Genomic DNA, 23,719 nt, shown 5'->3' with positions numbered 1-23,719 from the left:
ACATTTCTGGTCGCTGCCTCAATGTCCGGTGCCGCCGCAGAGCAAAAATACAACTCTTGTCATTGTATAGAGGGCACTGATCAATGTTTGACCGTTGATCCGTCTGAGGGCGTTAAAACTGTAAAAGCGTCTCAATGCCCAAAATAAGCACAATCACGATAATCTCTTATGATCTCTCCCCGCTTAAGGCGGGGTTTTTATTTGGTCGAAAAGGCACGCTCTCCCATCGCAAAATGTCTGCCCTCTGCGCGGCAAGGAATAACCGGAGTTTATGAGCCATCGAAAAAATGTGCTGGAAATCAATGGTACGCCCAAGGGGAATCGAACCCCTGTTTGCGCCGTGAGAGGGCGCCGTCCTGACCGCTAGACGATGGGCGCATAGGGTCTGCTGCTGGCTGATATAATCGCCCTTACAGAAAAGAGCAATCCGGGAATATAAAAAGGCGGCTCCAGCCGCCCTTTTTGCATTGATAGACAGCCCCGATCTTACTCGACGCTGCGGAGCTTGATGCGCCCGACCACGCGGGATTCGCGATAATCATAGATGATGAGTTCGGTGCCGCCATCGGGCAGCAGCGTTTCCAGCGAAAGCTGATTGCCGGACAGGCTTTGCGACAGAAGGCGGGTGCCGGGCACGAGGTTGATCTGCGACTCGATCAGCTTCGGCGGTTCCGGTTTTACAGGCTGCGCTGCGGTCTGGCCCGGAATATCCGAACGGGCTTCCTGCGTGGCAGGGGTTTCGGGCGCGCGATTGATCTTGTAGACAACAGCGGCGAGCACGGCCATAAGACCGATCAGCATAACGCCGATGGAAACGGCCAGAAGCCGGATCATCTTGCGGCGCACACGTTCCATTGCCGGATCAAGCACAGGCTCGGACGGTTGTTCGTCCTGATAATAGCCCTGCTGATAGTCCTGATATCCTGAATCCTGCTGATTCTGGTATCGCGGATAGTGTGGATCCTGCATTAAATGACTCCGGTTCATGCACCCGTGGCGCGTGATAACGAAGGGAAGAGACAATTGAAAGAACTAATTGCCGACACTGATGCTGCGGGCAAAAGATTGGACCAGTGGCTGGCCGCAGCATTAGGGCCGGAACTCTCCCGCAGTCGCGTTCAGTCCCTGATTGCCGACGGTCATGTGACCATCGACGGCGAACCTGCTCGTGAAACCAAGCAGAAGCTACGCGAAGGCATGAAGATTGCCATCGTGCTGCCCGAGCCTGAACCTGCCGAACCGCAAGGCGAGAACATTCCCCTCGATATTCTTTACGAGGACGATGATCTCATCGTGATCAACAAGCCTGCTGGCCTTGTCGTTCACCCTGGCAACGGCAACTGGACGGGAACGCTTGTCAATGCCCTTATATATCATTGTGGCGATAGCTTGTCCGGCATAGGCGGAATCCGCCGTCCGGGCATTGTTCATCGTCTCGACAAGGATACGAGCGGCGTCATGGTGGTGGCCAAGAACGACCGTTCGCACCGGCATTTGAGCGAACAATTTGCCGACCATGGCCGCACCGGCGATCTGGAGCGCGCTTATCTCGCCCTCGTCTGGGGCATGACCGAGCGCCCGCAGGGTTTCATCGATGCGCATCTCGGGCGCTCGCATCGCGACCGCACGAAGCAGGCCGTGGTGAACGAGGAGCGCGAAGATGCGCGCCACGCTGTCACCCATTATGCGACGGTGGAAAAATTCGGCCCCCGCGAGGATGCCACAGCTTTGGCGTCTCTGGTGGAATGCCGTCTTGAAACCGGTCGCACACACCAGATTCGCGTGCATATGGCCCATATCGGTCATCCGCTGGTCGGCGACATGGATTATGGCAGCGCCTATAAAACCAAAGCGAACAAGCTGCCGGAACCGCTGAAGGAAGCTGTAAACGGCTTTCACAGACAGGCGCTCCACGCCTGGCTTCTGGCCTTCACGCATCCCGCAACCGATGACTTGATGCGTTTTGAAGCGCCCGTGCCCGAAGATATGGAGCACCTACTGGAAAATTTCCGCGCGCACTCCATATAATACTGTCAGGTCTTCCGGTTCTCCCCTGCCTCGCGTCGCATGTAAACATAGCTTTTGAAGCGCATGGGTAGGACCGAACCATTGTCGTTCCGGGTGCAGTTACTTCGAAAACTGCGCCTGGATCATCGGGAACAGTCCGATCCGCTGTGCTTTACAAACGCTTTCTGCAACTTTTCACGCAGATCAGCGTTCACATTGCAGTGACAGATTGTTTCATGAGTTAAAGGATCGTGTTTTCGCCAAAATCATGCCTATATATGGAGGCTCGCGTGAGGGAAGTGCAGGAGGCAGCCCCCGCGACAGGTTCGCCAAATGGGAACCTGAAATTATAAAGGAGGGTGCTCTATGGCCCAAATGAATCTTCCGAGCATTACGTCCGGTGACGGTGGCCTTACCCGTTATCTGGAAGAAATCCGCCGTTTTCCGATGCTTGAGCCGCAGGAAGAATATATGCTGGCCAAGCGTTATCATGAACATACGGATCCGAAAGCCGCTCACAAGCTGGTGACGAGCCATCTGCGTCTCGTGGCGAAGATTGCCATGGGCTATCGCGGTTATGGCCTGCCGATCGGCGAAGTCATTTCCGAAGGCAATGTCGGCCTGATGCAGGCCGTCAAGCGTTTCGAGCCGGAACGCGGGTTCCGTCTTGCCACCTATGCCATGTGGTGGATCAAGGCTTCGATCCAGGAATATATCCTGCGTTCGTGGAGCCTTGTGAAGATGGGCACGACCGCCAACCAGAAGCGTCTGTTCTTCAATCTGCGCAAGATGAAGAGCAAGATTCAGGCGCTCGACGATGGCGATCTCCGCCCGGATCAGGTCAAGCAAATCGCGACCAAGCTGAATGTCAGTGAAGACGAAGTGGTTTCCATGAACCGCCGTCTGTCGGGTGACGCCTCGCTCAATGCGCCGCTGCGTGCAAGCGAAGGTGAATCCGGCGAATGGCAGGACTGGCTGGTCGATGACAGCAACAGCCAGGAACAGGTTCTGATCGAACAGGACGAGTTGGAAAACCGCCGCTCGATGCTTGAACAGGCCATGGACACGCTGAATGATCGCGAGCGTCGTATCTTCGAAGCCCGCCGTCTTTCCGACGATCCGATGACGCTGGAAGACCTGTCCAGCGAGTTCGGTATCAGCCGCGAGCGCGTGCGCCAGATCGAAGTGCGCGCCTTTGAAAAGGTGCAGGCTGCCGTCAAGGCTGCCGCATTCAAGCAGCAAAAGGCGCTGAACCACGTCGAGGAAGCGCACGCATAAAGGCTTAAACCTTAAGCACTTTTTTCTGCCGCAGGATGCGTGAAGCGCCCTGCGGCAGATTTATTTAGGGGCACGGCTATTCTGTCGCCTCCCCGGTTTCCAGCTCAAAACCCTCATCGATCCAGCCGGTTATCCCGCCAGCCATGAGCTTGACCGGCCTGCCGAGATCGGCGAGCCGCAAGGCGCCACGCGCCGCACCATTGCAATGCGGTCCCGCGCAATAGGTGACAAACACTGTCTCTTCCGGCCATTTTGCCATTTTCGAGCCGATGATCTTGCCGTGCGGCAGATTGATCGCGCCCGGCACATGCCCTTTTGCAAACTGGCTTGGGCTGCGCACATCGAGAAGCACAAAATCGGCCCCCTTCGAAAGCGCATCATGCACATCCCAGCAATCCGTCTCGAAAGCGAATTGCGCTGCAAAATGGTCGCGCGCCAAAGCGCTTGGCGCGGCTTCAATGGCTGTCACGGCGGATTTGGCCGGGGTCTTCAACGCAATGGTCATGGCGATCTCCTGTTGTAATGTTCGCCATTCTTTTCGCCTGAACATCATCGCGCTTGCAATTGGCGCGATTGACAATATACGTAAAGATCATGACAAAACAGACGCCACAAACCGCCGGCCCGCTGGTCGTCGCCCTTCTCTACGATGGACTCTGCACGTTCGAATTCGGCATCGTGGCAGAAATCTTCGGTCTGCCCCGCCCGGAAATGGGGCCGGACTGGTATCGCTTTGCCAGCTGCCCGATTGAGGATGGCCCATTGCGCGCGCATGGCGGTTTCGTCATCACCCCGGACCATGGGCCGGAACTGATCGATGAGGCTGACATCATCATCGTGCCGGGCTGGAAAGGCGCCGATATTCCCGTGCCCGAAGCGATCTGCGAAAGACTGCGGCGCGCGCACCGGCGCGGCGCACGGCTGGCTTCGATCTGTTCCGGCGCATTTGTTCTGGCAGCGACAGGTCTGCTTGATGGAGGTGAGGCCACGACCCATTGGCGCTATGCGGAGGCCCTGCGCGCCAGACACCCTGACATTGCGGTCGATGACGCATCGCTCTATCGCGAGCATGATCGTATTTTGACCTCTGCGGGTAGTGCTGCGGGAATGGACTTGCTGATCGAAATCGTGCGGCAGGACTTTGGGCCGGTGGCGGCCAATTCCGTCGCCCGCCGTCTGGTCATGCCAGCGCACCGCACCGGCGGACAGGCGCAGTTTCTCGAAAGGCCGGTCGCCAAACGCGAAGGCGCCGAAATCAGCCCCCTCCTCGATCGGATCAGAAGCAATCTCGGCTCGGAATGGACCATCGAACGAATGGCCAGCGAGAGCCGCATGAGCGCCCGCACTTTTCTGCGGCGTTTTGCGGAAGCGACCGCGACCACGCCCGGCGAATGGCTGGTTGCCGAACGGGTGACGACCGCCAAGCAACTGCTCTGCCAGACCCCGGCCAGTGTGGACGATATCGCCGCTTCCGTGGGCTTTGGCAGCGCCTACACGCTGCGCCACCATTTCCGACAGAAGATCGGCATCAGCCCGGCGGAATATCGCAGACGCTTTCTCGCGGAACCGTCATCCAACCGCAATAAAAGCTTCAAATAACTGCAATGGTAGGCCTTTAGGCACAAAGCGTGTTTCACCGATGCCTAAAGGACATCCCATGAAAAAGCTCCTGCTCGCCGCAGCTCTTGCGCTGACCGCTGCCACTGCCGCATCTGCTTCCGACTATGTTTCCTATCTCGACTATCCGCAGAAGGAACAGGATGGGAAGGAATTCTTCACGGCCATCGAAATTCCGCAGGGCAGCTTCACCAAATACGAAATCGACGACAAGACCGGTCATATCGTTGTTGATCGCTACCAGTCGATGCCGGTCATCTATCCGGCCAATTATGGCTCGATCACCAGCACACTGGCCGGCGACGGCGATCCGCTCGATGCGCTTGTCTACACGCGCGAGCCGATCGTACCGGGCGCCATCATCAAGGTTCGCCCGATCGGCGTCCTGAAGATGATCGATGGCGGCGAAAAGGACGACAAGATCGTCGCCGTTCCGGCTTCCGATATCGATCCGACCTACGACAACATCAAGGAAGTCGCCGACCTGCCGAAGATTGAGCAGCAGCGTCTGGAAGCCTTCTTCCGCGTCTACAAGCAGCTGCCGGAAGGCCGCAAGGTCGTGGAACTGGGTGGCTTTGATACCGCTGAAACAGCACAGAACGAAGTTGCCGCAGCCATCGAGGCTTTCACGGAAAAGAACAAGAAATAACGCAGAGATTTCTGCAACCAAAAAGGCCGCTCGCGCGGCCTTTTTTCATTGCAATAACGGTGCTTTAGTTAGCGCCCAGAACGTCGGTGAAGGCTTTCTCGCCCGGAACGCCCTTTTCAAGGCTGATCAGCGCACGGCGACCGTTGCGATAGGAAACCGGAATATCGATCCATTGCAGACGGCGCATCAGCGACAGGTTGGTATCCTGTGCCGTGCGGGCATCATTGAGCCAGATGATAAAGAAATTATCCGCAATCTTGGACGGAACCGCGATCAGCGGGTTACCCGCTGCCTGCTCTGTATCCTTGAAGGTGATGCGCTGAACATTGTCGATCACGCCGCCGGTGAAGCCATCGGGAACGGTGAACACCATCTCGATCAAATGGCTGGCGGGGATGGACTGATCCGTATTCTTGCGGATCGTCATTTTCAGCTGAAGATTGCTCGTCGGCATCGTCACCGTGCCACGGACCGCCGGTTCTTCCGGCTGACCGTCACCCGGACTTTCCTGAATGACCGACCAGACGACATTGCCCTTTTCCACAGAACCGGATTCGGTGCCGCCACGCTCTTCATAAAGCAGCGCCTGCTGACCGACGGCCACAGCCTGCTGCGAGGCCGGTGGCTGCTCGCCCGGTGTCGCCTGCGAGCCAGACGGCGTTGATGCTGCCGTGGATTTGCCTTCGCCGAGACCCGGCGCGCCGCCAGCGGGACCTTCATCGGTTTCGCTGCCATCCGGCATCAAACGCTGGGTGAGCTTCTGCTCGCCAGCCGGTGGTTGAGCCTGATGTTCCGGCGGTAGCGTGGTTTGTTGATCTGCCGTGTGGTTCTCGGCGGGAGGCGGCGTCGTCGTGCCCGCGTCGCCGCTGGCAGGCGTGGACGGCGCATCGTTGCGACCGAGGCTCGATGCGAGTTCCTGAATCTTGTCTTTGTTGGCCCAGACGCCGTAACCCGCGCCGCCCAGAACGAGCAGAGCGACGAGACCGGCAATCAGTCCCTTATAGGAGCGCTTTTCCTTGACGGCGCTGCGCTCGATATATTCGCTGCGGCGCGCCTGCGCTTTTTCCTTGGCGCGGTCGATCTTCCAATCGCCGCTGCGGTCCGCGCTGAACGACGTATCTTCGTCCTGTCCCGCCACGCGATCATGACGCTCCGCAGCCGGTGCGGCAGAAAAAGCGGCGTCGTCATGGTGAGCGCGTGTGGCGCTTACGCCCTGATTCGCTTCCTGCAGAAAATCTTCGAGCGCATCATTGACCGGATCGGGTGACGCCGCAGCTGCCGGCGGCGCATAAAAGGCTTCGACTTCGGCAATCGCATCTTCAAGAATATTGCGCTGGCGTACCGCCACAGCCTGCGAGGCATTTGCCGTCACAAGCTTCTGCTCGATCGTCGCGCGCGCCTTCGCGTAAACGCGCTGGCGTAATTCAGGCGATTTGTCCGCCTGCGCATCGATCGTCTTTTTCAGTACAGCTACAAAATCCGCCATTCCGTCATACCCGGTTTATCGCCCGTTCAGATACCACAAGCACTGGATGCAATTAAATGTCCCAATAATCACAATAATCAAGGGAAAGCAAAGTGTCTGGCAGTAATTAAGCGAAGCTTTTCAAAACGATGAGGCGAAATAGCGGCAGATTTGACGAAGCTTCGGGCATTTTCTGGCCAATCTGAACCACCGGACACCACTGCAATGCTCAAAAACTGAAAACCCGAAGCAGTTTATGCAAAACTGCTTCGGGTTGATCAATACGCCACCTTGAAATGATCAATCCTGGAAAGGATCGGTGACGAGGATGGTGTCTTCGCGTTCCGGGCTGGTGGACAGCATGGCCACCGGAGCGCCGATCAGTTCTTCGATATGGCGAACATATTTGACGGCCTGCGCCGGAAGATCGTTCCAGGAACGGGCGCCTGCGGTCGTTTCCGACCAGCCCGGCAGCGTTTCATAGATCGGCTTGACGCGAGCCTGCGCGCCCATCGAGGACGGCAGATAGTCGATGCGCTTGCCGTCGAGTTCGTAGGCAACGCAGATCTTGATTTCGTCCAGACCGTCAAGAACGTCGAGCTTGGTCAGCGCGATGCCGGTAATGCCGGACGTGCGAACCGTCTGACGCACGATCACGGCATCGAACCAACCGCAGCGGCGCTTGCGGCCCGTCACCACGCCGAATTCATGGCCCTTGGTGCCAAGGAATTCGCCGATTTCGTCGTGGAGTTCCGTCGGGAACGGACCTTCGCCAACGCGGGTCGTGTAAGCCTTGGTGATGCCCAGCACATAGCCGATAGCCGTCGGGCCAAGGCCCGAACCGGCAGCAGCCTGACCGGCAACGGTGTTCGACGAGGTCACGAACGGATAGGTGCCGTGGTCGTTGTCGAGCAGAGCGCCCTGCGCACCTTCGAACAGGATACGGTCACCAGCCTTGCGACGCTCGTCGAGCACACGCCACACCTGATCGATATAAGGCAGGATTTCATCGGCAACCGAGGTCAGTTCCTTGAGGATCGTCTCAACGGCGATTTCCTCAAGGCCCATACCGCGACGCAGCAGATTGTGGTGCGACAGCAGGCGCTCGACCTTGGGCTCCAGCGTTTCCGGTTCGGCCAGATCGATGACACGGATGGCGCGACGGCCGACCTTGTCTTCGTAGGCAGGGCCGATACCGCGCTTGGTGGTGCCGATCTTGAGACCCGAATTGGAGCCTTCGCGCATGGCGTCGAGGTCGCGGTGGATCGACAGAATGAGCGGCGCGTTTTCGGCAATGCGCAGAACGTCGGGAGAAATCTCGATGCCCTGTGCGCGCAGCTTCGCGACTTCAGAGACGAAATGGTGCGGATCGACGACGACGCCGTTGCCGATGACGCTGAGCTTGCCGCGCACCAGACCCGATGGCAGCAGCGAAAGCTTGTAGCTGACGCCATCGATAACAAGCGTATGACCGGCATTGTGACCGCCCTGATAGCGCACGATGACGTCGGCGCGTTCGGACAGCCAGTCCACGATCTTACCCTTGCCCTCGTCGCCCCATTGCGACCCGACGACAACCACATTTGCCATTTAAGAAAACTCCTCGGTCGGCATGAAGCATTTCCAGCAAAAGTGTGAAGCGGTTTTGCGTTCGGAAATGCGTAAAACTAACTATTGGCCTTTAACAACCCAAGGATCGCAAGCTTCCCCGAAAGGTTCACGGGGTGCTGATCCCTCGTCTCTATACAGACTGAATCCCGCTTGCGCGACTCTTTCGTGCAAAAAAATCACGATTTTTGCGAGCACGGTGGACAGAAGAGGCGCTTAGGTCGCTTGAGATTCCGTTTATGACGAGGCGAAAATGGTGGGATTGGAGAAGCGGAGCGGAATGTACTTTTGGGTACATGAGCACCGGAAGCGAAAAATCACGCCATTTGCAGACCGTCAGAAGCGGAATATCTGCGAGCTAGCCTGCGCGAACCATATAGACGGCATCATCAGAGTAGCTTTTCAGCTTTTCTTCCAGTGCTGGCAGGTCGCGGGAGACGAAGCCCTTCTTTTCCCAGAAACCTTCGGAGTTATTCACGGCCACCAATGACATGGTGAAAAAGCCGTCTGTTTCGGCCTGGGCGGCCATCAGTTCCAGCACGCGCGTGGCGGCACCCGCGGAGCGGGCGGCGGGCAAAAGCGCAATATCGTGGATATAGTAGGTGCTGGTGTCTTCCGGCAGTTCGCCGAGAACCGAATTCAGCGCGGGCACCGTATCGAGTTTCCATGGATGGCTGATGCCATAACCCAGTATGTCATTGTCACGGGCATAGACGAAGCAACCCGCCGGATAGAGCTTGAAGCGGTCCCGGAAGACCGCTTCATCCTCGAAAAAGTCGAGATGGACCACATTGGCTACCACAGTCACGCGCTCGATATCCTGCTCGTGCATGCGCCGCCATTCCGGCTGTGCCATCTCTTCAGTCATGTTTTCAAACTTCTCCGACGTTGAACTCAAGCGGTGTTGCCGCTCTGATTGCCTCCTGAGCTATCAGTTCGTCAAGTGCTGCCTGCGGAATCTGTTCATCCACATAGAGCATGGCAATGGCGTCGCCACCGGGATGATCGCGTCCAAGCGAGAAATTTGCGATATTGATATTGTGCTTGCCGCAGATCGTGCCGAGCAGGCCGATCATGCCCGGAACGTCCTTGTTGGTGACGTAGAGCATGTGCGGACCGACCTCGGCATCGAGGTTGATTCCCTTGATCTGGATAAAGCGCGGCTTGCCATCCGAGAAGCAGGTTCCGGCGATGGAGCGCTCGCGCAGCGTCGTGCGGACGGTCAGCTTGATATAGCCGTCGAAAATGCCGGACTTGTCGCGCTTCACTTCCGAAACGATGATGCCGCGCTCCTTCACCATGATCGGCGCCGAAACCATGTTGACATCGGCGACCTGCGGGCGAATGAGACCGGCCAGAGCCGCACTCAGCAAAGCGCGGGTGTTCATGGCGGAGGTGGAACCGTCGAACAGCACTTCCACTTCCTCGATCGGTTCATCCGTCACCTGACCGACAAAAGCACCGAGAACTTCCGCCAGCTTGACGAAAGGCCGTAGGCGCGGCGCTTCTTCCGCCGTGATCGACGGCATGTTGATGGCGTTGGAAACCGCACCCTTGGTGAGATAGTCCGACATTTGTTCGGCCACCTGAAGCGCGACATTTTCCTGCGCTTCCGAGGTCGAAGCCCCCAGATGCGGCGTGCAGACGACATTCGGCAGGGTGAAAAGCTCATTCTCCGTCGCAGGCTCGGTTTCGTAAACATCGATACCGGCACCGGCCACGTGACCGGACTTCAATGCGGCAATGAGGTCCTTTTCAACGATCAGACCACCGCGCGCGCAATTGATGATACGGACGCCCGGCTTGGTTTTGGCAAGGCTTTCCGCATTGATGAGATTGCGGGTCTTGTCGGTGAGTGGCGTGTGCAGCGTGATGAAATCGGCGCGGGCGAGCAATTCGTCCAGCTCGACCTTTTCGACGCCCAGTTCCTGCGCACGGGCTTCCGACAAAAACGGATCGAAAGCCACCACATGCATCTTGAGGCCAATGCCGCGCGTGGCGACAATCGAACCGATATTGCCGCAACCGACGACACCGAGCGTCTTGCCGGTGATTTCCACGCCCATGAAGCGGTTCTTTTCCCACTTGCCGGCGCGGGTGGAAGTGTCGGCTTCCGGCAACTGACGCGCCACGGCGAACATCAGCGCAATGGCATGTTCCGCTGTGGTGATCGAATTGCCGAAAGGCGTATTCATCACGATGATACCGCGACGCGAAGCAGCCGGGATATCAACATTGTCCACGCCGATACCGGCGCGACCGACAACCTTGAGATTTTTAGCAGCGGCGATCAGCTTTTCCGTGACCTTCGTGGCCGAACGAATTGCCAGACCGTCATACTGACCGATAACTTCGAGGAGCTTTTCCTTATCCTTGCCGAGATCGGGCAAGTAATCGACTTCAACACCGCGATCCTTGAAAATCTGGACGGCAGTGGGCGAAAGCTTATCGGATACGAGAACGCGAGGTGCCATTGGGGCCTCCTTCAAACAATTCCTGACCAAGCATTTCAAACCGTGAGCTTGCAGATAGGCACCGCATTGGGCTCATGCGAAATGCTGCAAATATTTTGGGAATGCGAGCCGTGGCCCAACGACTGGCCACGGCTTAACAGGAACGCGCCTCAGACAGCAGCCTTGAGTGCAGCTTTCTGCGCTTCAAAAGCCCAGTCGAGCCAATGGGTCAGCGCTTCCAGATCGGACGTCTCAACCGTCGCACCGGCCCAGATACGCAGGCCCGAAGGCGCATCGCGATAAGCACCGATGTCATAGGCGACGCCTTCCTTTTCCAGCGACGTAACCATGCCCTTGGCGAAAGCAGCCTGAGCTTCGGCAGAAAGTGCGGTCACTTCCGGATCGACGATGGTCAGACAAACGGAGGTGTTGGAACGGTTTTCCGGCTTCGCGGCCAGATTGGCGATCCATGGCGTTTTGGCCACGAAAGCATCCAGAACGGCAAAATTGCTGTCGGCTCGTCCGACCAGACCATCAAGGCCGCCAATCGACTTCGCCCAGTTAAGCGCGTCGAGATAGTCTTCCACGCAGAGCATGGACGGCGTGTTGATGGTTTCGCCGACGAAGATGCCTTCGATCAGCTTGCCGCCGGAAGTCATGCGGAAAATCTTGGGCAGCGGCCATGCAGGCTTGTAGCTTTCCAAACGTTCCACGGCGCGGGGGCTGAGGATCAGCATGCCATGTGCGCCCTCGCCGCCCAGAACCTTCTGCCAGGAGAAGGTCACGACGTCGAGCTTCGCGAAATCCAGACGCTGCGCGAAAGCCGCAGAGGTGGCATCACAGAAGGTCAGACCCTTGCGATCGGCCGGGATGAAATCGGCGTTCGGTACGCGCGCGCCCGACGTTGTGCCGTTCCAGGTGAAGACGACATCGCGGTCGAAATCGACCTGCGAAAAATCGACAATCTCGCCGTAAGGCGCCACAAAAGTGCGCACATCTTCGAGCTTGAGCTGCTTGGTCACATCCGTAACCCAGCCCGCGCCGAAGCTTTCCCACGCGACCATATCGACGCCACGCGCGCCGAGCATGGACCACAGCGCCATTTCCACAGCGCCGGTATCGGATGCCGGAACGATGCCGATACGGTAATCGGCAGGCACCTGCAGGATTTCGCGGGTAAGGTCGATGGCGTCCTTCAGCTTGGTCTTGCCGATTTTCGCGCGATGCGAACGGCCAAGAGCGGCATCGACCAGCGCATCAAGCGACCAGCCGGGACGTTTTGCACAGGGACCGGATGAAAAATTAGGGTTAGCCGGGCGAACTACCGGCTTCGCAATCGTCGTCATGTTGTTTCTATCCTCTCAGATAGCACGCGTCTCGGTGGGGAGACGTGGCCCGTTGATGGGAATAGCGGAAAGCGCATTTTTCCACAACGGGGCTTTTCAGGAATATTTTGCTCTTAACTGCCGCACGATATCAAAATTCGTAGAACGGTGTGGCCGCGACAAAAAAGGGCCCGCAAGGGCCCTGTTTTCAGCCTGCTTTCAATCGCACTGACTACCAGGTCGTGAAACGGATACCGGCGCGCAGCTGATGCGACTTGATATCCTGATCGCTGATTGTGATGCCATTGCCACTGACGACATCGCCGCTGCTGATGACGCCGTAACGATAGCCGAGATCGAGCTTGATGTTCGAGGCAACATCGATGCCGACACCAGCCATCAGCGCCCAGGCGAACCGATAGTCATCGTCGGACTTCAGATCGCCAACACCGGTATCGAATGTATAGCGCACATTGGCGAAGCCAAGTCCCCCGCCGAGATAGGGCGTGAAGCCTGCGAAATTGCCGAGGTCCACATAGGCGTTGGCCATCATGTCCCAGATACGGGCTTCGGCGGGAAAATCTTCCATATCCTGCTTGGAATAGCTGCCCGTCACATCGGCGCGCAGATAATCAGTGAACTGATAACCGATACCGACCGAAGGCACGAAATTCTTATCCAGATCGAAGCTTTCGGAAATGCTGTTCCCGAACTGATCGCGGGCCGAAAGGCCGGTTTTGGAAGAGATATTGTAACCGAGATCGCCGCGCAAATACCAGCCGGAGCCGACTTCAACCGGCTGCGCTTCGACAATTGGCTCATAGCCGACGGCATCGAGATCGGCCGCCGAGGCAACGGATACAACGCTGAAACCCGCCAGAACAATGGCCGACAGATCGAGAGCACGCCACTTCGCAAACATGATGAGAACCCCGCTCATAAGAATTATCTCAATTATGAACACCTATGGTTAACGCCCGATAAAAATTGGGGGGTCATTCAAGCGAAGCCGCAAAGAAAAAGGCCCGGTTTCCCGGGCCCTCAACAATCAGATATCTCTGTATTCGCTTACTTGTAGACGGGGCCGTCCACAATGGTCGAAACCTGCTGTGGAGCATAAGGCGCATTCGTTCCGCCGAACATGTAGCGCAGGCCGACACGGAAGTCATGAATGTCCATGCCCTTGTCGTAACCGTCGCCAATATACTGGTTGCCTTCAAACATCTTGCCGCCATTGATATGGCGATAGCGATAACCGGCATCGAGCTTGAGGTTCTGCGTCAGATCAACCGAAGCACCGGCCATGAGGGCGTAGGTGAAGCGCCAGTTGGCCGTGCCTTCCATGGAGCCGCCATAGCGCACATCGTCCAGATCGCTCCATCTGACGCGCGTTCCACCGATACCGGCGCCGACATAAGGCGTGAAGCCGCTGAAGTTGCCGAGATCGACATAGGCATTAGCCAGGATCGACAGCGCCGAGAAATGGGCGCGTTCATCGGAAGCGCAATTCAGATCGCCGTTGCAGGCTTCACCGAATGTATTGCCCTCGAACTTTGCGCGGGTCATGTAATCGATCGTCAGATCGGTACGGAAGTAATCCGTCAGCTGGTAGCCGACGCCGCCGCCGATCAGGAAAGAGCCTTTCAAGTCGCCATAAAGCGTGTTGCTGCCGAATGTCGACGGACCGCAATCGCAATTGTCGATCGTTGAGTAATCCGCATCCTTGAATTTCGGCTTGGAATAGCCGAGATCGCCGCGCAGATACCAGCCGCCAACGGCAGGCGGCGCTACAACAACTTCCGGAACCACCGGCGGTTCGATCATATCGGCCGCCAAAGCGCCCGTAGCCATCATGGCGACAGATGCAGCCAAGCCGCCGAAAAGAGTTTTCACAAGACCGTTCATCATCTGCCCCATTGAAATATCATGACGCCAGAGCGTCATCCTCGCTTTCTGTAGGGAACATAATTTTGAAAGGTTAATTACAACTTAACCTTGTTTTTTAACGATCCTTTTTAATAAATCTTAGACGTAGCTAAAATAAAAACGGCGCGTAGAGACGCGCCGTTTCAATCATTCGAATTTTTATTATTAAGTTAAGCCGCGTTGCCCACCGACGAGATGACATCGACAATATCGTTGACCACTTTCTCAACCAGAACGCGATCATCGCCCTCGGCCATCACGCGGATCAGTGGTTCGGTCCCCGATGGGCGGATCACGAGGCGGCCCTGCACGCCAAGACGCTCGCGCGCTTCATCGATGGCGTGTTTTACATTCTTATTTTCCAGCGGCTTGCCACCGGCAGTGCGCACATTCTTGAGCAATTGCGGCACGGGTTCAAACTTGCGGCAGATGTCGCTGAGCGGCTTTTCCGCTTCCTGCATGACAGCCAATATCTGCAAGGCGGAGATCAGTCCGTCCCCGGTCGTCGCGAAATCTGACAGGACGATGTGGCCGGACTGTTCGCCACCCACATTGAAGCCATGTTCGCGCATATGCTCGACCACATAGCGGTCGCCCACCTTGGTGCGGGCGAGCGTCAGATTGTGATCGGTCAGGAAACGCTCCAGTCCGAGATTGGACATGATGGTCGCGACAATGCCGCCGCCGGTCAGCCGGTCGCTATTGGCCCATGATTCGGCAATCACCGCCATCAGCTGGTCACCGTCGATTACCGATCCGGTTTCATCGACGAGCAGCACGCGATCCGCGTCGCCATCCAGCGCAATGCCGACATCGGCGCGCAGTTCCTGCACCTTCTTCATCAGGCCGATCGGATGGGTCGAACCGCAATCCTCGTTAATATTGATGCCGTTCGGCTCGTCATTGATAGTGATGACTTCCGCGCCAAGCTCCCAGAGCGCTGCCGGAGCCACCTTATAGCCAGCACCGTTGGCGCAATCGATCACCACACGCAGACCGTTGAGCGCGATGTTGCGCGGCATGGTGCGCTTGGCAAATTCGATATAGCGATAGATGTCGCCGTCGACGCGCTTGGCCTTGCCGATGGCCCCATGGCTTGCCAGCAGTGAGGACAGATCGCCCTCGATCAGCGTTTCGATCTGAAGCTCGATCTCGTCTGACAGCTTGAAGCCATCGGGACCGAACAGCTTGATGCCGTTGTCGTAATAGGGATTGTGCGAAGCCGAAATCATCACGCCGATATCTGCGCGCAGCGAACGGCAGAGCATGGCGACAGCCGGTGTCGGGATCGGCCCCAGCAGGAACACATCCATGCCCGCCGCCGTGAAACCGGCAACCAGTGCGTTTTCCAGCATATAGCCCGAACGGCGCGTATCCTTGCCAATCACCACCCGCGAAACCTGACCCGAACGGCGGAAAATATGGCCCACCGCCATGCCGACCTTCATGGCCACATCAGGCGTCATGGGGAAACTGTTCGCCTGTCCGCGAATGCCGTCAGTTCCGAAGTATTTCCGTGTCATATGTTTAGCCTTGCGTTGAGCCACTTCGCCATCCCGGCGCCGTCGATATATGCCGCTCCTTTCAACCGGAGCGCAATAGTCGCGCAGGCCCGCAACTCTGACGGCGAATTTCTGGGTTAATATCCTAAAATGCCTGTTCTATGCAATTTCGTCTTTGGCAGCGTCCAAAGCGATGCCGGTCGCTAAAGTTGTATCCCTCAAAAGATGATGCACCGAAATCGTTAACCGAGCCTTTGCAGGGCTTGGCAGCTGTCTTGGAGATATAATCAAAAAGAAAGCCGGGCGAAACCCGGCTTTCTTCGTCTGTTTGCCATAAGCAACTTATTGCGGCTGCGGCTCCATGCCGGGTTCATTCCCCGGTTCGCCGCTGCTCTTGCGCTTGCGCGGGCTACCCGCCTTCGGAACACCGGAACCGCGCGACGGCGTATCATTGCCCTGATCGCGCGACGGCTTGTTGCCCGCGATCAGTTCCTTGATCTCGTCGCCCGACAGCGTTTCATATTCCAGAAGACCCTCGGCGAGCGCGATCCAGTCCTTCTTCTTCTTGGTCAGGATGCGGGTCGCTTCGGCATAGGCCTCGTCGATCAGGCGACGCACTTCGGCATCAATGATCTGCGCGGTTTCTTCCGAAATATTCTGCGTGCGCGAGACCGAGTGACCGAGGAAGACTTCTTCCTGATTGTCACCGTAAGCCACACGACCGAGCTTGTCGGAGTAACCCCACTGGGTGACCATGGACCGGGCGAGCTTGGTTGCCTGCTGGATGTCCGACGATGCACCAGACGTGATATTTTCCTTGCCGAATTTCAGCTCTTCTGCCACGCGACCGCCCATCATGATGGCAAGACGCGACACCATCCAGGTATAGGTGGCCGAATAACGGTCGCCTTCCGGAAGCTGCATGACCATGCCCAGCGCACGACCGCGCGGAATGATGGTCGCCTTATGGACAGGATCAGCGGCAGGCACGTTGAGCGCCACGATGGCGTGACCTGCCTCGTGATAGGCCGTGTTGGCCTTTTCTTCCGGCGTCATGGCGGAGCGGCGTTCCGCACCCATCATGATCTTGTCCTTGGCGTCTTCGAATTCCTGCATGGTGACGAGACGCTTGTTGCGGCGCGCTGCCATCAGGGCGGCTTCGTTGACGAGGTTCATCAGATCCGCGCCGGAGAAGCCCGGCGTACCGCGTGCGACGACCTTGAGATCGACATTGGGTGCCAGCGGCACGTTGCGCACGTGCACCTTGAGGATCTGTTCGCGGCCGACGATATCCGGGTTCGGCACCACGACCTGACGGTCGAAACGGCCCGGACGCAGCAATGCCGGGTCAAGAACGTCCGGACGGTTGGTCGCGGCAATCAGAATGATCGATTCGTTGGCTTCGAAACCGTCCATCTCGACCAGCAACTGGTTGAGGGTCTGTTCGCGTTCGTCATTACCGCCGCCGAGACCGGCGCCACGATGACGACCGACAGCGTCGATTTCGTCGATGAAGATGATGCAAGGCGCATTCTTCTTGGCCTGTTCGAACATGTCGCGGACGCGGCTTGCGCCAACACCGACGAACATTTCAACGAAATCCGAACCGGAAATGGTGAAGAACGGCACATTGGCTTCGCCCGCAACCGAGCGCGCCAGAAGGGTCTTACCGGTTCCGGGAGGGCCAACGAGCAGCACGCCGCGCGGAATCTTGCCGCCGAGACGCTGGAACTTCTGCGGATCGCGCAGGAATTCGACGATTTCTTCAAGGTCCTGCTTGGCTTCGTCGACGCCAGCCACATCCTGGAAGGTGACGCGACCATGCGCTTCGGTCAAAAGCTTCGCCTTCGACTTGCCGAAGCCCATCGCACCGCGCGAGCCACCCTGCATCTGGCGCATGAAGAAAATCCACACGCCAAGGATCAGGATCATCGGCAGCCACGACAGGAGAATGCCAATCAGCGAACTGGAGCCGTCGCTTTCGGGACGGGCAGTGATCGCAACATCCTTGCTTTCAAGCCGCGCGACGAGGCCCGTATCGCCAGGCGAATAGGTCTGGAACGTCGAGCCATTGTCGGCAAAGGTGCCGGTAATGCGCTCGCCGGTAATCGTGACCGATTTCACCCGACCATTGGATACGTCGTCAATAAATTGCGAATAGGAAACTTCACGGGAATTCGTGCGCTGACCAGGGCTCTGGAACAGGTTGAACAGCGCGATCAAAAGAAGAGCAATGATCGCCCAGAGGGCGAAGTTGCGATAGTTCGGATTCATATCGGGTCCAATCGATACCACGGCCGTTCCGCAACCGCGGAACGATGTTTCGATCTAACATAGGATCGAAGGAAGGCGTTGCCAAGGCGCGTATCACGCCGCATGGGAGATTCTTCCCACTCTGGTTTATAAAAATTAGGAGTTTAGCGAAGTTTGACGGCCAATCCGCTTTTCGATCGCCTGGGCAAGTGCAAAATCATATCCCGGCAACACATGATCGAACAAAGCGAAATGCCGCTCCATACGAACTTCCGCCGGGAGATTCTGCCCCGGAAGGAACGGAAGAGAGACAATCTTTCCGTCCGCATAGACCGCGGGCAGCACCAGAAGCGCTTCGCGCCATCGCGTATTTGTTTCTGAAGGATTTTCCGGGAGGGACACTGGAGAATCGGTCAGAAAATCGATCAGCGCCTGTCGTCCCGGCGCGGCGAATTCAAAATCGCGGTCGCCTGTATTGAAAAAGCGGAAGCGCCCATCCCAGATGCAACTACCCCCGGCGGGCAACGGCACGGACGGCAAATTGCGCCGCTCGCGGCGAAAGCGATGCGGCTGCCCTTTGGCTCCCCGCTCGATCAACGCGCCAAAAATGGTCAATCTTTCGTGTTTTTGGCTTTCGTGTTCGCCCAACAGGATGCGTTCAATACGCACCCGCTCGGCGTCGCCCGGCAGGAAACGCCGCCCGCCAGCCAGGGAAGCCACGAGGCCGGAAAAGAGCCGCCGCACGGTTTCGGGCAAGGCGGCATAAATGGCCGGGTTGATTTCCATCCGGTCGCAAACATCCACATGCAAACTCGCCGGATCAGCCAAGGCCGCAACGAGAGCGGCGTTGTCGCGCTTGCGCGCCGCGCTGGCCAAAGCCACTTGCGCCAGAACAATCTGCGGATCGGCATCGGCAGCAGCGCCCTGGCGAACACGCGGGCGCTCGTAATCCGTATTGGTATTGCTCGGATCATCGACCCAGCGGAGACCTTTCGCTGTCAGTTCGTCCCGCAATGCCTGCCGCGAAACGGAAAGCAACGGTCGGATCAGTTCGACAGACCCTTCCAGCCACGATTGAGCGGCCATGGCGGCAAGCCCCCTCGCCTCCGCATGGTGGCTGCGCTCCTTGCGCATCAGGAAAGTCTCGATCTGGTCATCCTGCGTATGGCCGGTCACGATCACACTCGCGCCCGCTTCATGCGCCGCCTGCACCAGAAGCCGGTAGCGCGCGCTGCGCGCGGCTGCGGCCAGCCCCTGCGTCGGCTTGGGATCGTCCCATGCCAGAATGCGGTGCGCGATACCGTGTTCACGGCACAGCACCCCGACATTTTCAGCCTCTTCGGCTGATTCGGGACGCAAGCGATGATCAACAGTCACCGCCAGCAATGCCGGGCAGTGAACCAGTGTCGCCAAATAATCCTTAAGCAGGAACAGCATTGCCAGCGAATCGCTGCCACCGGAAACGGCCGCAATAACAGTCTTTGCCTGATCCAGATGAAAAGATTTAAAAATATCAGTCGGGGAAAGCCCCACGAAACAACTCCGCAATCAGCACTTTACGCGTGTGCGTTCTTCGGCAACGCGCTTCAAAATGGCGGGAGCCGCTTTGGGATAACGTTGCGGAATCTGCTCGAAAGTCGCACAGGCAACGTCGTGATTGTCCATTTTCTCAAGCGTCATGCCGAGCTTGAACATGTTTTCCGGCGCACGGCGGGAATCGGGATAGTCGCGCTGCGTGTCGATGAACACGGTCGCGGCTTCCGGATAACGCCCCTGACCGTAAAGCGATTCTCCCAGCCAGAAGCGCGCTTCCGCCGTCTGTGGATCAGCCGGATAGCGCTTCACATGCTGGCGGAAACCCGATTCGGCAGCTTTGTAGTCACCCGACATCAGATACTGATACGACGCCTGATAGAGCGTGTTCGGATTATCGCCCATTGGCAGCGAAGCAACCGCCGTGCCGTCCTGCGCGCCGCCATTCCCAGCGGAACCCTGGCCAGCAGGCAGACCGCCCTGTTCGACGGGGCGTGGTGTAGCACTCAACGAATCGCCGATTACATTGCCACTCGAATCGAACCGGATAGACCCCAATGTCTGCGGCGGCTCGCCGCGCTGGGGGCCGCCCTGCGCCATCGCGCCCGAACCGGTTGTACCAGTAGCAAGAGAATCGGCGCCGACTGCGCCCGATTGTGCGGTCTGCGGTGCATCCAGAGCTGGTGTCCGGTCCGAAATCGAACCGTCCTGACCGGCACTTGCGGAAACCCCGGCATCAGGGTTTCCGGCGGCACCGCTGCTGGCGAGAGCGCTACCATCGCTGGAACCGCCGCCATTGCCCAACCGCTCACCGGTTTCGGCGCGCTTGCCCGTTTCAAGAAACTGGAAGCGCTGCTCATATTCTTCCTGCATTTTCTGCATCTGATCCTGCATTTCGAGGATCTGGAAGTTCATGGCCTCAGCGCGCATGCCCAGCGTATCGGCCATGCTGACCGCATCGCCTCCGCCCTGCGCACAAAGATCGGCGCCCGGGGCCGGTGCGGCTGCAGCCGACTGACCCGCCACACTCGAAGCCGGTGAGGTGATGCCGTTCTTCTTTTCGAGTTCCTCGAACCGGAATTCGTTGTCTTCCTGCGTTTTTTGCAGCTGATTGTCGGTGAAGGCGATCTGCGCGTCCACATCCTCGATCTTGCCTGTCAGGTTACGCACCAGTTCCTGTAACATGCCGGGGCTCTGGTAGCCGCCATTCTGTGCGGATGCACCGCCGCCACGCATGGCGTCATCGAGAATAGCGGTCGAGCCAACGCTGACGCTATTCTGTCCGCCGCCCTTGCCCTTTTCGAGCGCCTGAAAACGGGCTTCGTTATCGCGATGGATTTTCACGATTCTGTCGCGGAGCTGCAGGATCTTGCTGTAGGATTGCGCGTTCTGATGCGCGAGATTGCACACCTGCTGCGAATACTGGTTTGCACCCGGATCGCCAGTCTGCGCCAAAACCGGAGCACTCGCCAAAAGCGGCAGCATGGCGATTGCCAGTGTCACTTTCCTCATTGTTGTCCTCATTCCCTATTGCCCCTGCGAGTTTACAATGAACAGGATGATCGAGTGCCGCGCCTGAATGCTTGCTGAACACGCCATACCGCACGGCCAGTTCCGCTTTTAGAGCAAATCCGCGAAAAGCAAAGATGCTTTCCCTAACACCACAGCTGCAAATTCGTCAGGCCGTGGCGAAACGAGTGATTTTAGAGCACCGGAGCGGAGCGTACTTAAAAGTACGTGAGCACCGGAGCACAGAAAATTGCTCGTTGCAGACCGGCATCACGAAGAATACAGCTGTAGTGCTAATCGCGGTTCACTATGACAGGAGTAACTTCGGCCAAAGTTTGTCGAAATGCCTGATCAATTGGCATGAAAACAAAAAAAGCGGCCCGAAGGCCGCTTTTCCTGCAACGCTGTTGTGCGTTTGCAAATTTTAGCTGCCGGCACCGTTGAGAACGGTGACTGCGCGGCGGTTCTGCGACCAGCACGAGTCGGCATCGCAAACTGCGACCGGACGTTCGTTACCATAAGAGATGGTGCGCATACGGTTGGTCGGCACGCCACGCGAAGCGAGGAAGTCGCGGGTGGCGGCAGCGCGACGCTGGCCGAGAGCGAGGTTGTATTCGCGCGTGCCGCGTTCGTCAGCATGACCTTCGACGGTGATCGAATATTGCGGGTAACGCTGCAGCCACTGGGCCTGCTTCGAAAGCGTCTGCTGTGCGTCTCCGCGGATCAGCGACGAGTCGAGATCGAAGAAGATGCGGTCGCCGACATTGACCGTGAAGTCCTGCGCCGAGCCGGGCGTTGCCGCGCCTGCACCGCCGAGGCCGAGATCACCGGCATTGTTCGGGAGATTCTTCTTGGATGCGCAACCGGCGACGGCGAGCGACATGAATAGGGCAATAGCGATCGGGCTACGTGCAATCGACTGGATGCGGCGCATGGGCCGAGGCTCCTTAAGATTTGATGTTCCTGCGTAACCAACCAATAATCATATCGAGGTTAATGCAGGCTCAAGAAGTATGGTTAATATTGTCTTGAGACCAAATGCAACCGGCGTTTCCGACTGCAATTCTGCTTTTAGGCCTTGATGGCAAAATGCGGCAGAAACAGGGCTTTTGGGGCGGATTATGGCAATCGCCTTAAATGTAGGCCAAAAACATCGCATATCGCGCGATAAGGACCAATGAAAAAGGCGCGGAACCAAAATCCCGCGCCTTAATCTTTTTATGATTCTCCGACCGTCAGCCTATTCGAGCAGCGGCGACCAGGCCGGATCGGACGCGAAATTCGGCGTCTGGATCTGACGTTCGTTACGACCTGTCAGATCGATGGTGAACAGTTTTGGACCGCCCGCGCCTGCCGCCTTGCGGAAGAACATCAGCACGCGACCGTTCGGTGCCCAGGTCGGACCTTCATTGTGGAAGCCCGATGTCAGAAGGCGTTCGCCCGAACCGTCGGTCTTCATCACGCCAATCGAGAACTGACCCTGCGACTGCTTGGTGAAGGCGATGAGATCGCCACGCGGCGACCAGACCGGTGTGGAATAACTGCCGTCGCCCATCGACAGGCGGCGCGGATTGGAGCCATCGGCACCGGCGATATAGAGCTGCGGGCGACCGCCGCGGTCGGATGCGAACACAACCTGAGAACCATCCGGCGAATAGGAAGCGCTGGTATCGATCGCCTGGCTGTTGGTCAGACGGGTCGTGGTGCGCGAGCGCAGATCCATTGCATAGACATTGGCGCTGCCGTCGTCCTGAAGCAGGCTCATGACGACCTTCTGGCCATCCGGCGAGAAGCGCGGCGCGATGGTCATGCCGGGGAAATTGCCGACCAGTTCACGCTGGCCCGTTTCGAGCTGCAGCAGGTAAACCTTTGGCTGACCGCCAGCGAACGACATATAGGTGACTTCCTGACGGTTCGGCGAGAAGCGCGGGGTCAGCGCCATGTCGCGACCATCGGATAGATAACGGATATTCGCGCCGTCCTGATCCATGATGGCGAGGCGCTTGATGCGCTTCTGGGCCGGGCCGGATTCATCGACGAAAACGATGCGCGTATCGAAATAGCCCTTTTCACCCGTCAGGCGCTCATAGATGGCGTCGGCGATGATATGGGCGACACGACGCCAGTTATCCGGCGAGGTGAAGAACTGCTGGCCGATCATCTGCTGACCGCCAAACGTATCCCAGAGACGGAATTCCGCCTTCAGCCTGCCATCCGGCTGCTTGGTGATGCGACCGGTGACCAGTGCCTGCGCATTGATGACCTTCCAGTCCTCGAAGCGCGGCGCGGCATCGGGATTGGAAATCTTTTCAATGAAGGCACCCTTGTCGATGGGCGCAAATAGGCCGGACCGCTCAAGATCGGCAGCGATGACCGACGTGATGTTCGGACCAAGCTGGTCCGCGGACAGGAAATCCGTGATGGCGATCGGCAGAGGCTCGATCACACCCTTGTTGATGTTGATTTCCACCACGGCGCGCGCAGGCATGGTGCAGACAAGACTTGCGGCAATCATGCAGGCGAAAGCCGAGAGGACTGTCCGGATCTTTGTTTTCATGATGCCGGTTTTCATATCTTCTGGGACCTCTTTTGTC

General features: G+C 57.7%; 19 protein-coding genes and 1 tRNA gene. 4 read left to right on the top strand and 16 right to left on the bottom strand.

What is annotated here, in order from left to right; all coding sequences use genetic code 11:
- Positions 1 to 303: 303 nt before the first annotated feature.
- Together HWD97_RS07965 and HWD97_RS07960 are read right to left on the bottom strand one after the other, a co-directional pair.
- A tRNA-Glu gene (locus tag HWD97_RS07965) sits at positions 304 to 378 on the bottom strand.
- A 108-nt stretch (positions 379 to 486) separates the two neighbouring features.
- On the bottom strand, positions 487 to 969 hold the full coding sequence (locus HWD97_RS07960; protein WP_371834924.1) for a hypothetical protein: 483 nt from the start codon (positions 967 to 969) through the stop codon (positions 487 to 489).
- A 3-nt stretch (positions 970 to 972) separates the two neighbouring features.
- Here HWD97_RS07960 and HWD97_RS07955 point away from each other — a divergent pair, with 3 nt between their 5' ends.
- Positions 973 to 2,028, top strand: coding sequence for an RluA family pseudouridine synthase (locus HWD97_RS07955; RefSeq protein ID WP_181376102.1), 1,056 nt, complete (start codon positions 973 to 975; stop codon positions 2,026 to 2,028).
- Between the two features lie 345 nt (positions 2,029 to 2,373).
- Positions 2,374 to 3,285, top strand: coding sequence for an RNA polymerase sigma factor RpoH (gene rpoH / locus HWD97_RS07950; protein ID WP_109369733.1), 912 nt, complete (start codon positions 2,374 to 2,376; stop codon positions 3,283 to 3,285).
- A gap of 76 nt (positions 3,286 to 3,361) precedes the next feature.
- Here rpoH and HWD97_RS07945 read toward each other — a convergent pair whose 3' ends face one another.
- Positions 3,362 to 3,790, bottom strand: coding sequence for a rhodanese-like domain-containing protein (locus tag HWD97_RS07945; protein ID WP_109369734.1), 429 nt, complete (start codon positions 3,788 to 3,790; stop codon positions 3,362 to 3,364).
- A gap of 89 nt (positions 3,791 to 3,879) precedes the next feature.
- On the opposite strand from HWD97_RS07945, the gene ftrA reads away from it, so the two are divergent.
- Positions 3,880 to 4,884: a transcriptional regulator FtrA gene (gene ftrA, locus HWD97_RS07940; protein ID WP_124915882.1), complete on the top strand. Its 1,005-nt coding sequence runs from the start codon at positions 3,880 to 3,882 to the stop codon at positions 4,882 to 4,884.
- A 58-nt stretch (positions 4,885 to 4,942) separates the two neighbouring features.
- Entirely contained in the window at positions 4,943 to 5,551 is a 609-nt protein-coding gene (locus tag HWD97_RS07935; RefSeq protein WP_109369736.1) for an inorganic diphosphatase, read from the top strand.
- Between the two features lie 64 nt (positions 5,552 to 5,615).
- On the opposite strand, the gene HWD97_RS07930 is transcribed toward HWD97_RS07935, so the two are convergent.
- The 13 genes from HWD97_RS07930 to tolB all read right to left on the bottom strand — a co-directional run bounded on the left by HWD97_RS07930 (position 5,616) and on the right by tolB (position 23,697).
- The gene (locus HWD97_RS07930; protein WP_109369737.1) at positions 5,616 to 7,037 is read right to left on the bottom strand and encodes a transcriptional regulator; all 1,422 of its coding nucleotides are present in this window, start codon (positions 7,035 to 7,037) and stop codon (positions 5,616 to 5,618) included.
- 279 nt (positions 7,038 to 7,316) lie between these two features.
- Positions 7,317 to 8,606 (bottom strand): adenylosuccinate synthase, encoded by a 1,290-nt coding sequence (locus tag HWD97_RS07925; RefSeq protein WP_109369738.1) that lies wholly within the window; start codon positions 8,604 to 8,606, stop codon positions 7,317 to 7,319.
- A 376-nt stretch (positions 8,607 to 8,982) separates the two neighbouring features.
- Positions 8,983 to 9,492 carry a GNAT family N-acetyltransferase gene (locus tag HWD97_RS07920; protein ID WP_121538552.1) on the bottom strand — a complete coding sequence of 170 codons (510 nt, stop codon included), beginning with the start codon at positions 9,490 to 9,492 and terminating at the stop codon, positions 8,983 to 8,985.
- Positions 9,493 to 9,496: 4 nt separating this feature from the next.
- The gene (serA, locus tag HWD97_RS07915) at positions 9,497 to 11,098 is read right to left on the bottom strand and encodes a phosphoglycerate dehydrogenase (protein ID WP_121538554.1); all 1,602 of its coding nucleotides are present in this window, start codon (positions 11,096 to 11,098) and stop codon (positions 9,497 to 9,499) included.
- Between the two features lie 149 nt (positions 11,099 to 11,247).
- Positions 11,248 to 12,423 (bottom strand): phosphoserine transaminase, encoded by a 1,176-nt coding sequence (locus tag HWD97_RS07910; protein ID WP_371834923.1) that lies wholly within the window; start codon positions 12,421 to 12,423, stop codon positions 11,248 to 11,250.
- Positions 12,424 to 12,634: 211 nt separating this feature from the next.
- Complete coding sequence (locus HWD97_RS07905) at positions 12,635 to 13,342, bottom strand: outer membrane protein (protein ID WP_235892027.1); 708 nt, start codon at positions 13,340 to 13,342, stop codon at positions 12,635 to 12,637.
- A 128-nt stretch (positions 13,343 to 13,470) separates the two neighbouring features.
- The gene (locus HWD97_RS07900) at positions 13,471 to 14,307 is read right to left on the bottom strand and encodes an outer membrane protein (RefSeq protein WP_109370309.1); all 837 of its coding nucleotides are present in this window, start codon (positions 14,305 to 14,307) and stop codon (positions 13,471 to 13,473) included.
- Positions 14,308 to 14,498: 191 nt separating this feature from the next.
- Positions 14,499 to 15,851, bottom strand: coding sequence for a phosphoglucosamine mutase (glmM, locus tag HWD97_RS07895; protein ID WP_109369741.1), 1,353 nt, complete (start codon positions 15,849 to 15,851; stop codon positions 14,499 to 14,501).
- A gap of 321 nt (positions 15,852 to 16,172) precedes the next feature.
- Positions 16,173 to 18,104, bottom strand: coding sequence for an ATP-dependent zinc metalloprotease FtsH (gene ftsH, locus HWD97_RS07890; protein WP_109369742.1), 1,932 nt, complete (start codon positions 18,102 to 18,104; stop codon positions 16,173 to 16,175).
- Positions 18,105 to 18,239: 135 nt separating this feature from the next.
- Positions 18,240 to 19,616, bottom strand: a complete 1,377-nt coding sequence (gene tilS, locus HWD97_RS07885; protein ID WP_109369743.1) for a tRNA lysidine(34) synthetase TilS — start codon at positions 19,614 to 19,616, stop codon at positions 18,240 to 18,242.
- A gap of 15 nt (positions 19,617 to 19,631) precedes the next feature.
- The gene (gene ybgF, locus HWD97_RS07880; RefSeq protein ID WP_109369744.1) at positions 19,632 to 21,140 is read right to left on the bottom strand and encodes a tol-pal system protein YbgF; all 1,509 of its coding nucleotides are present in this window, start codon (positions 21,138 to 21,140) and stop codon (positions 19,632 to 19,634) included.
- Positions 21,141 to 21,549: 409 nt separating this feature from the next.
- Positions 21,550 to 22,059, bottom strand: coding sequence for a peptidoglycan-associated lipoprotein Pal (gene pal, locus HWD97_RS07875; protein WP_078339475.1), 510 nt, complete (start codon positions 22,057 to 22,059; stop codon positions 21,550 to 21,552).
- A 306-nt stretch (positions 22,060 to 22,365) separates the two neighbouring features.
- Positions 22,366 to 23,697 carry a Tol-Pal system beta propeller repeat protein TolB gene (gene tolB / locus HWD97_RS07870; protein WP_109369746.1) on the bottom strand — a complete coding sequence of 444 codons (1,332 nt, stop codon included), beginning with the start codon at positions 23,695 to 23,697 and terminating at the stop codon, positions 22,366 to 22,368.
- Between the last annotated feature and the right edge of the window lie 22 nt (positions 23,698 to 23,719).

This window comes from Ochrobactrum sp. C6C9 (genome assembly GCF_022627935.1).
GTDB classification, from domain to species: Bacteria; Pseudomonadota; Alphaproteobacteria; order Rhizobiales; family Rhizobiaceae; genus Brucella; species Brucella teleogrylli.
Note: the sequence above shows the minus strand (reverse complement) of the source record. Positions and strands in the feature narration are given on the sequence as shown.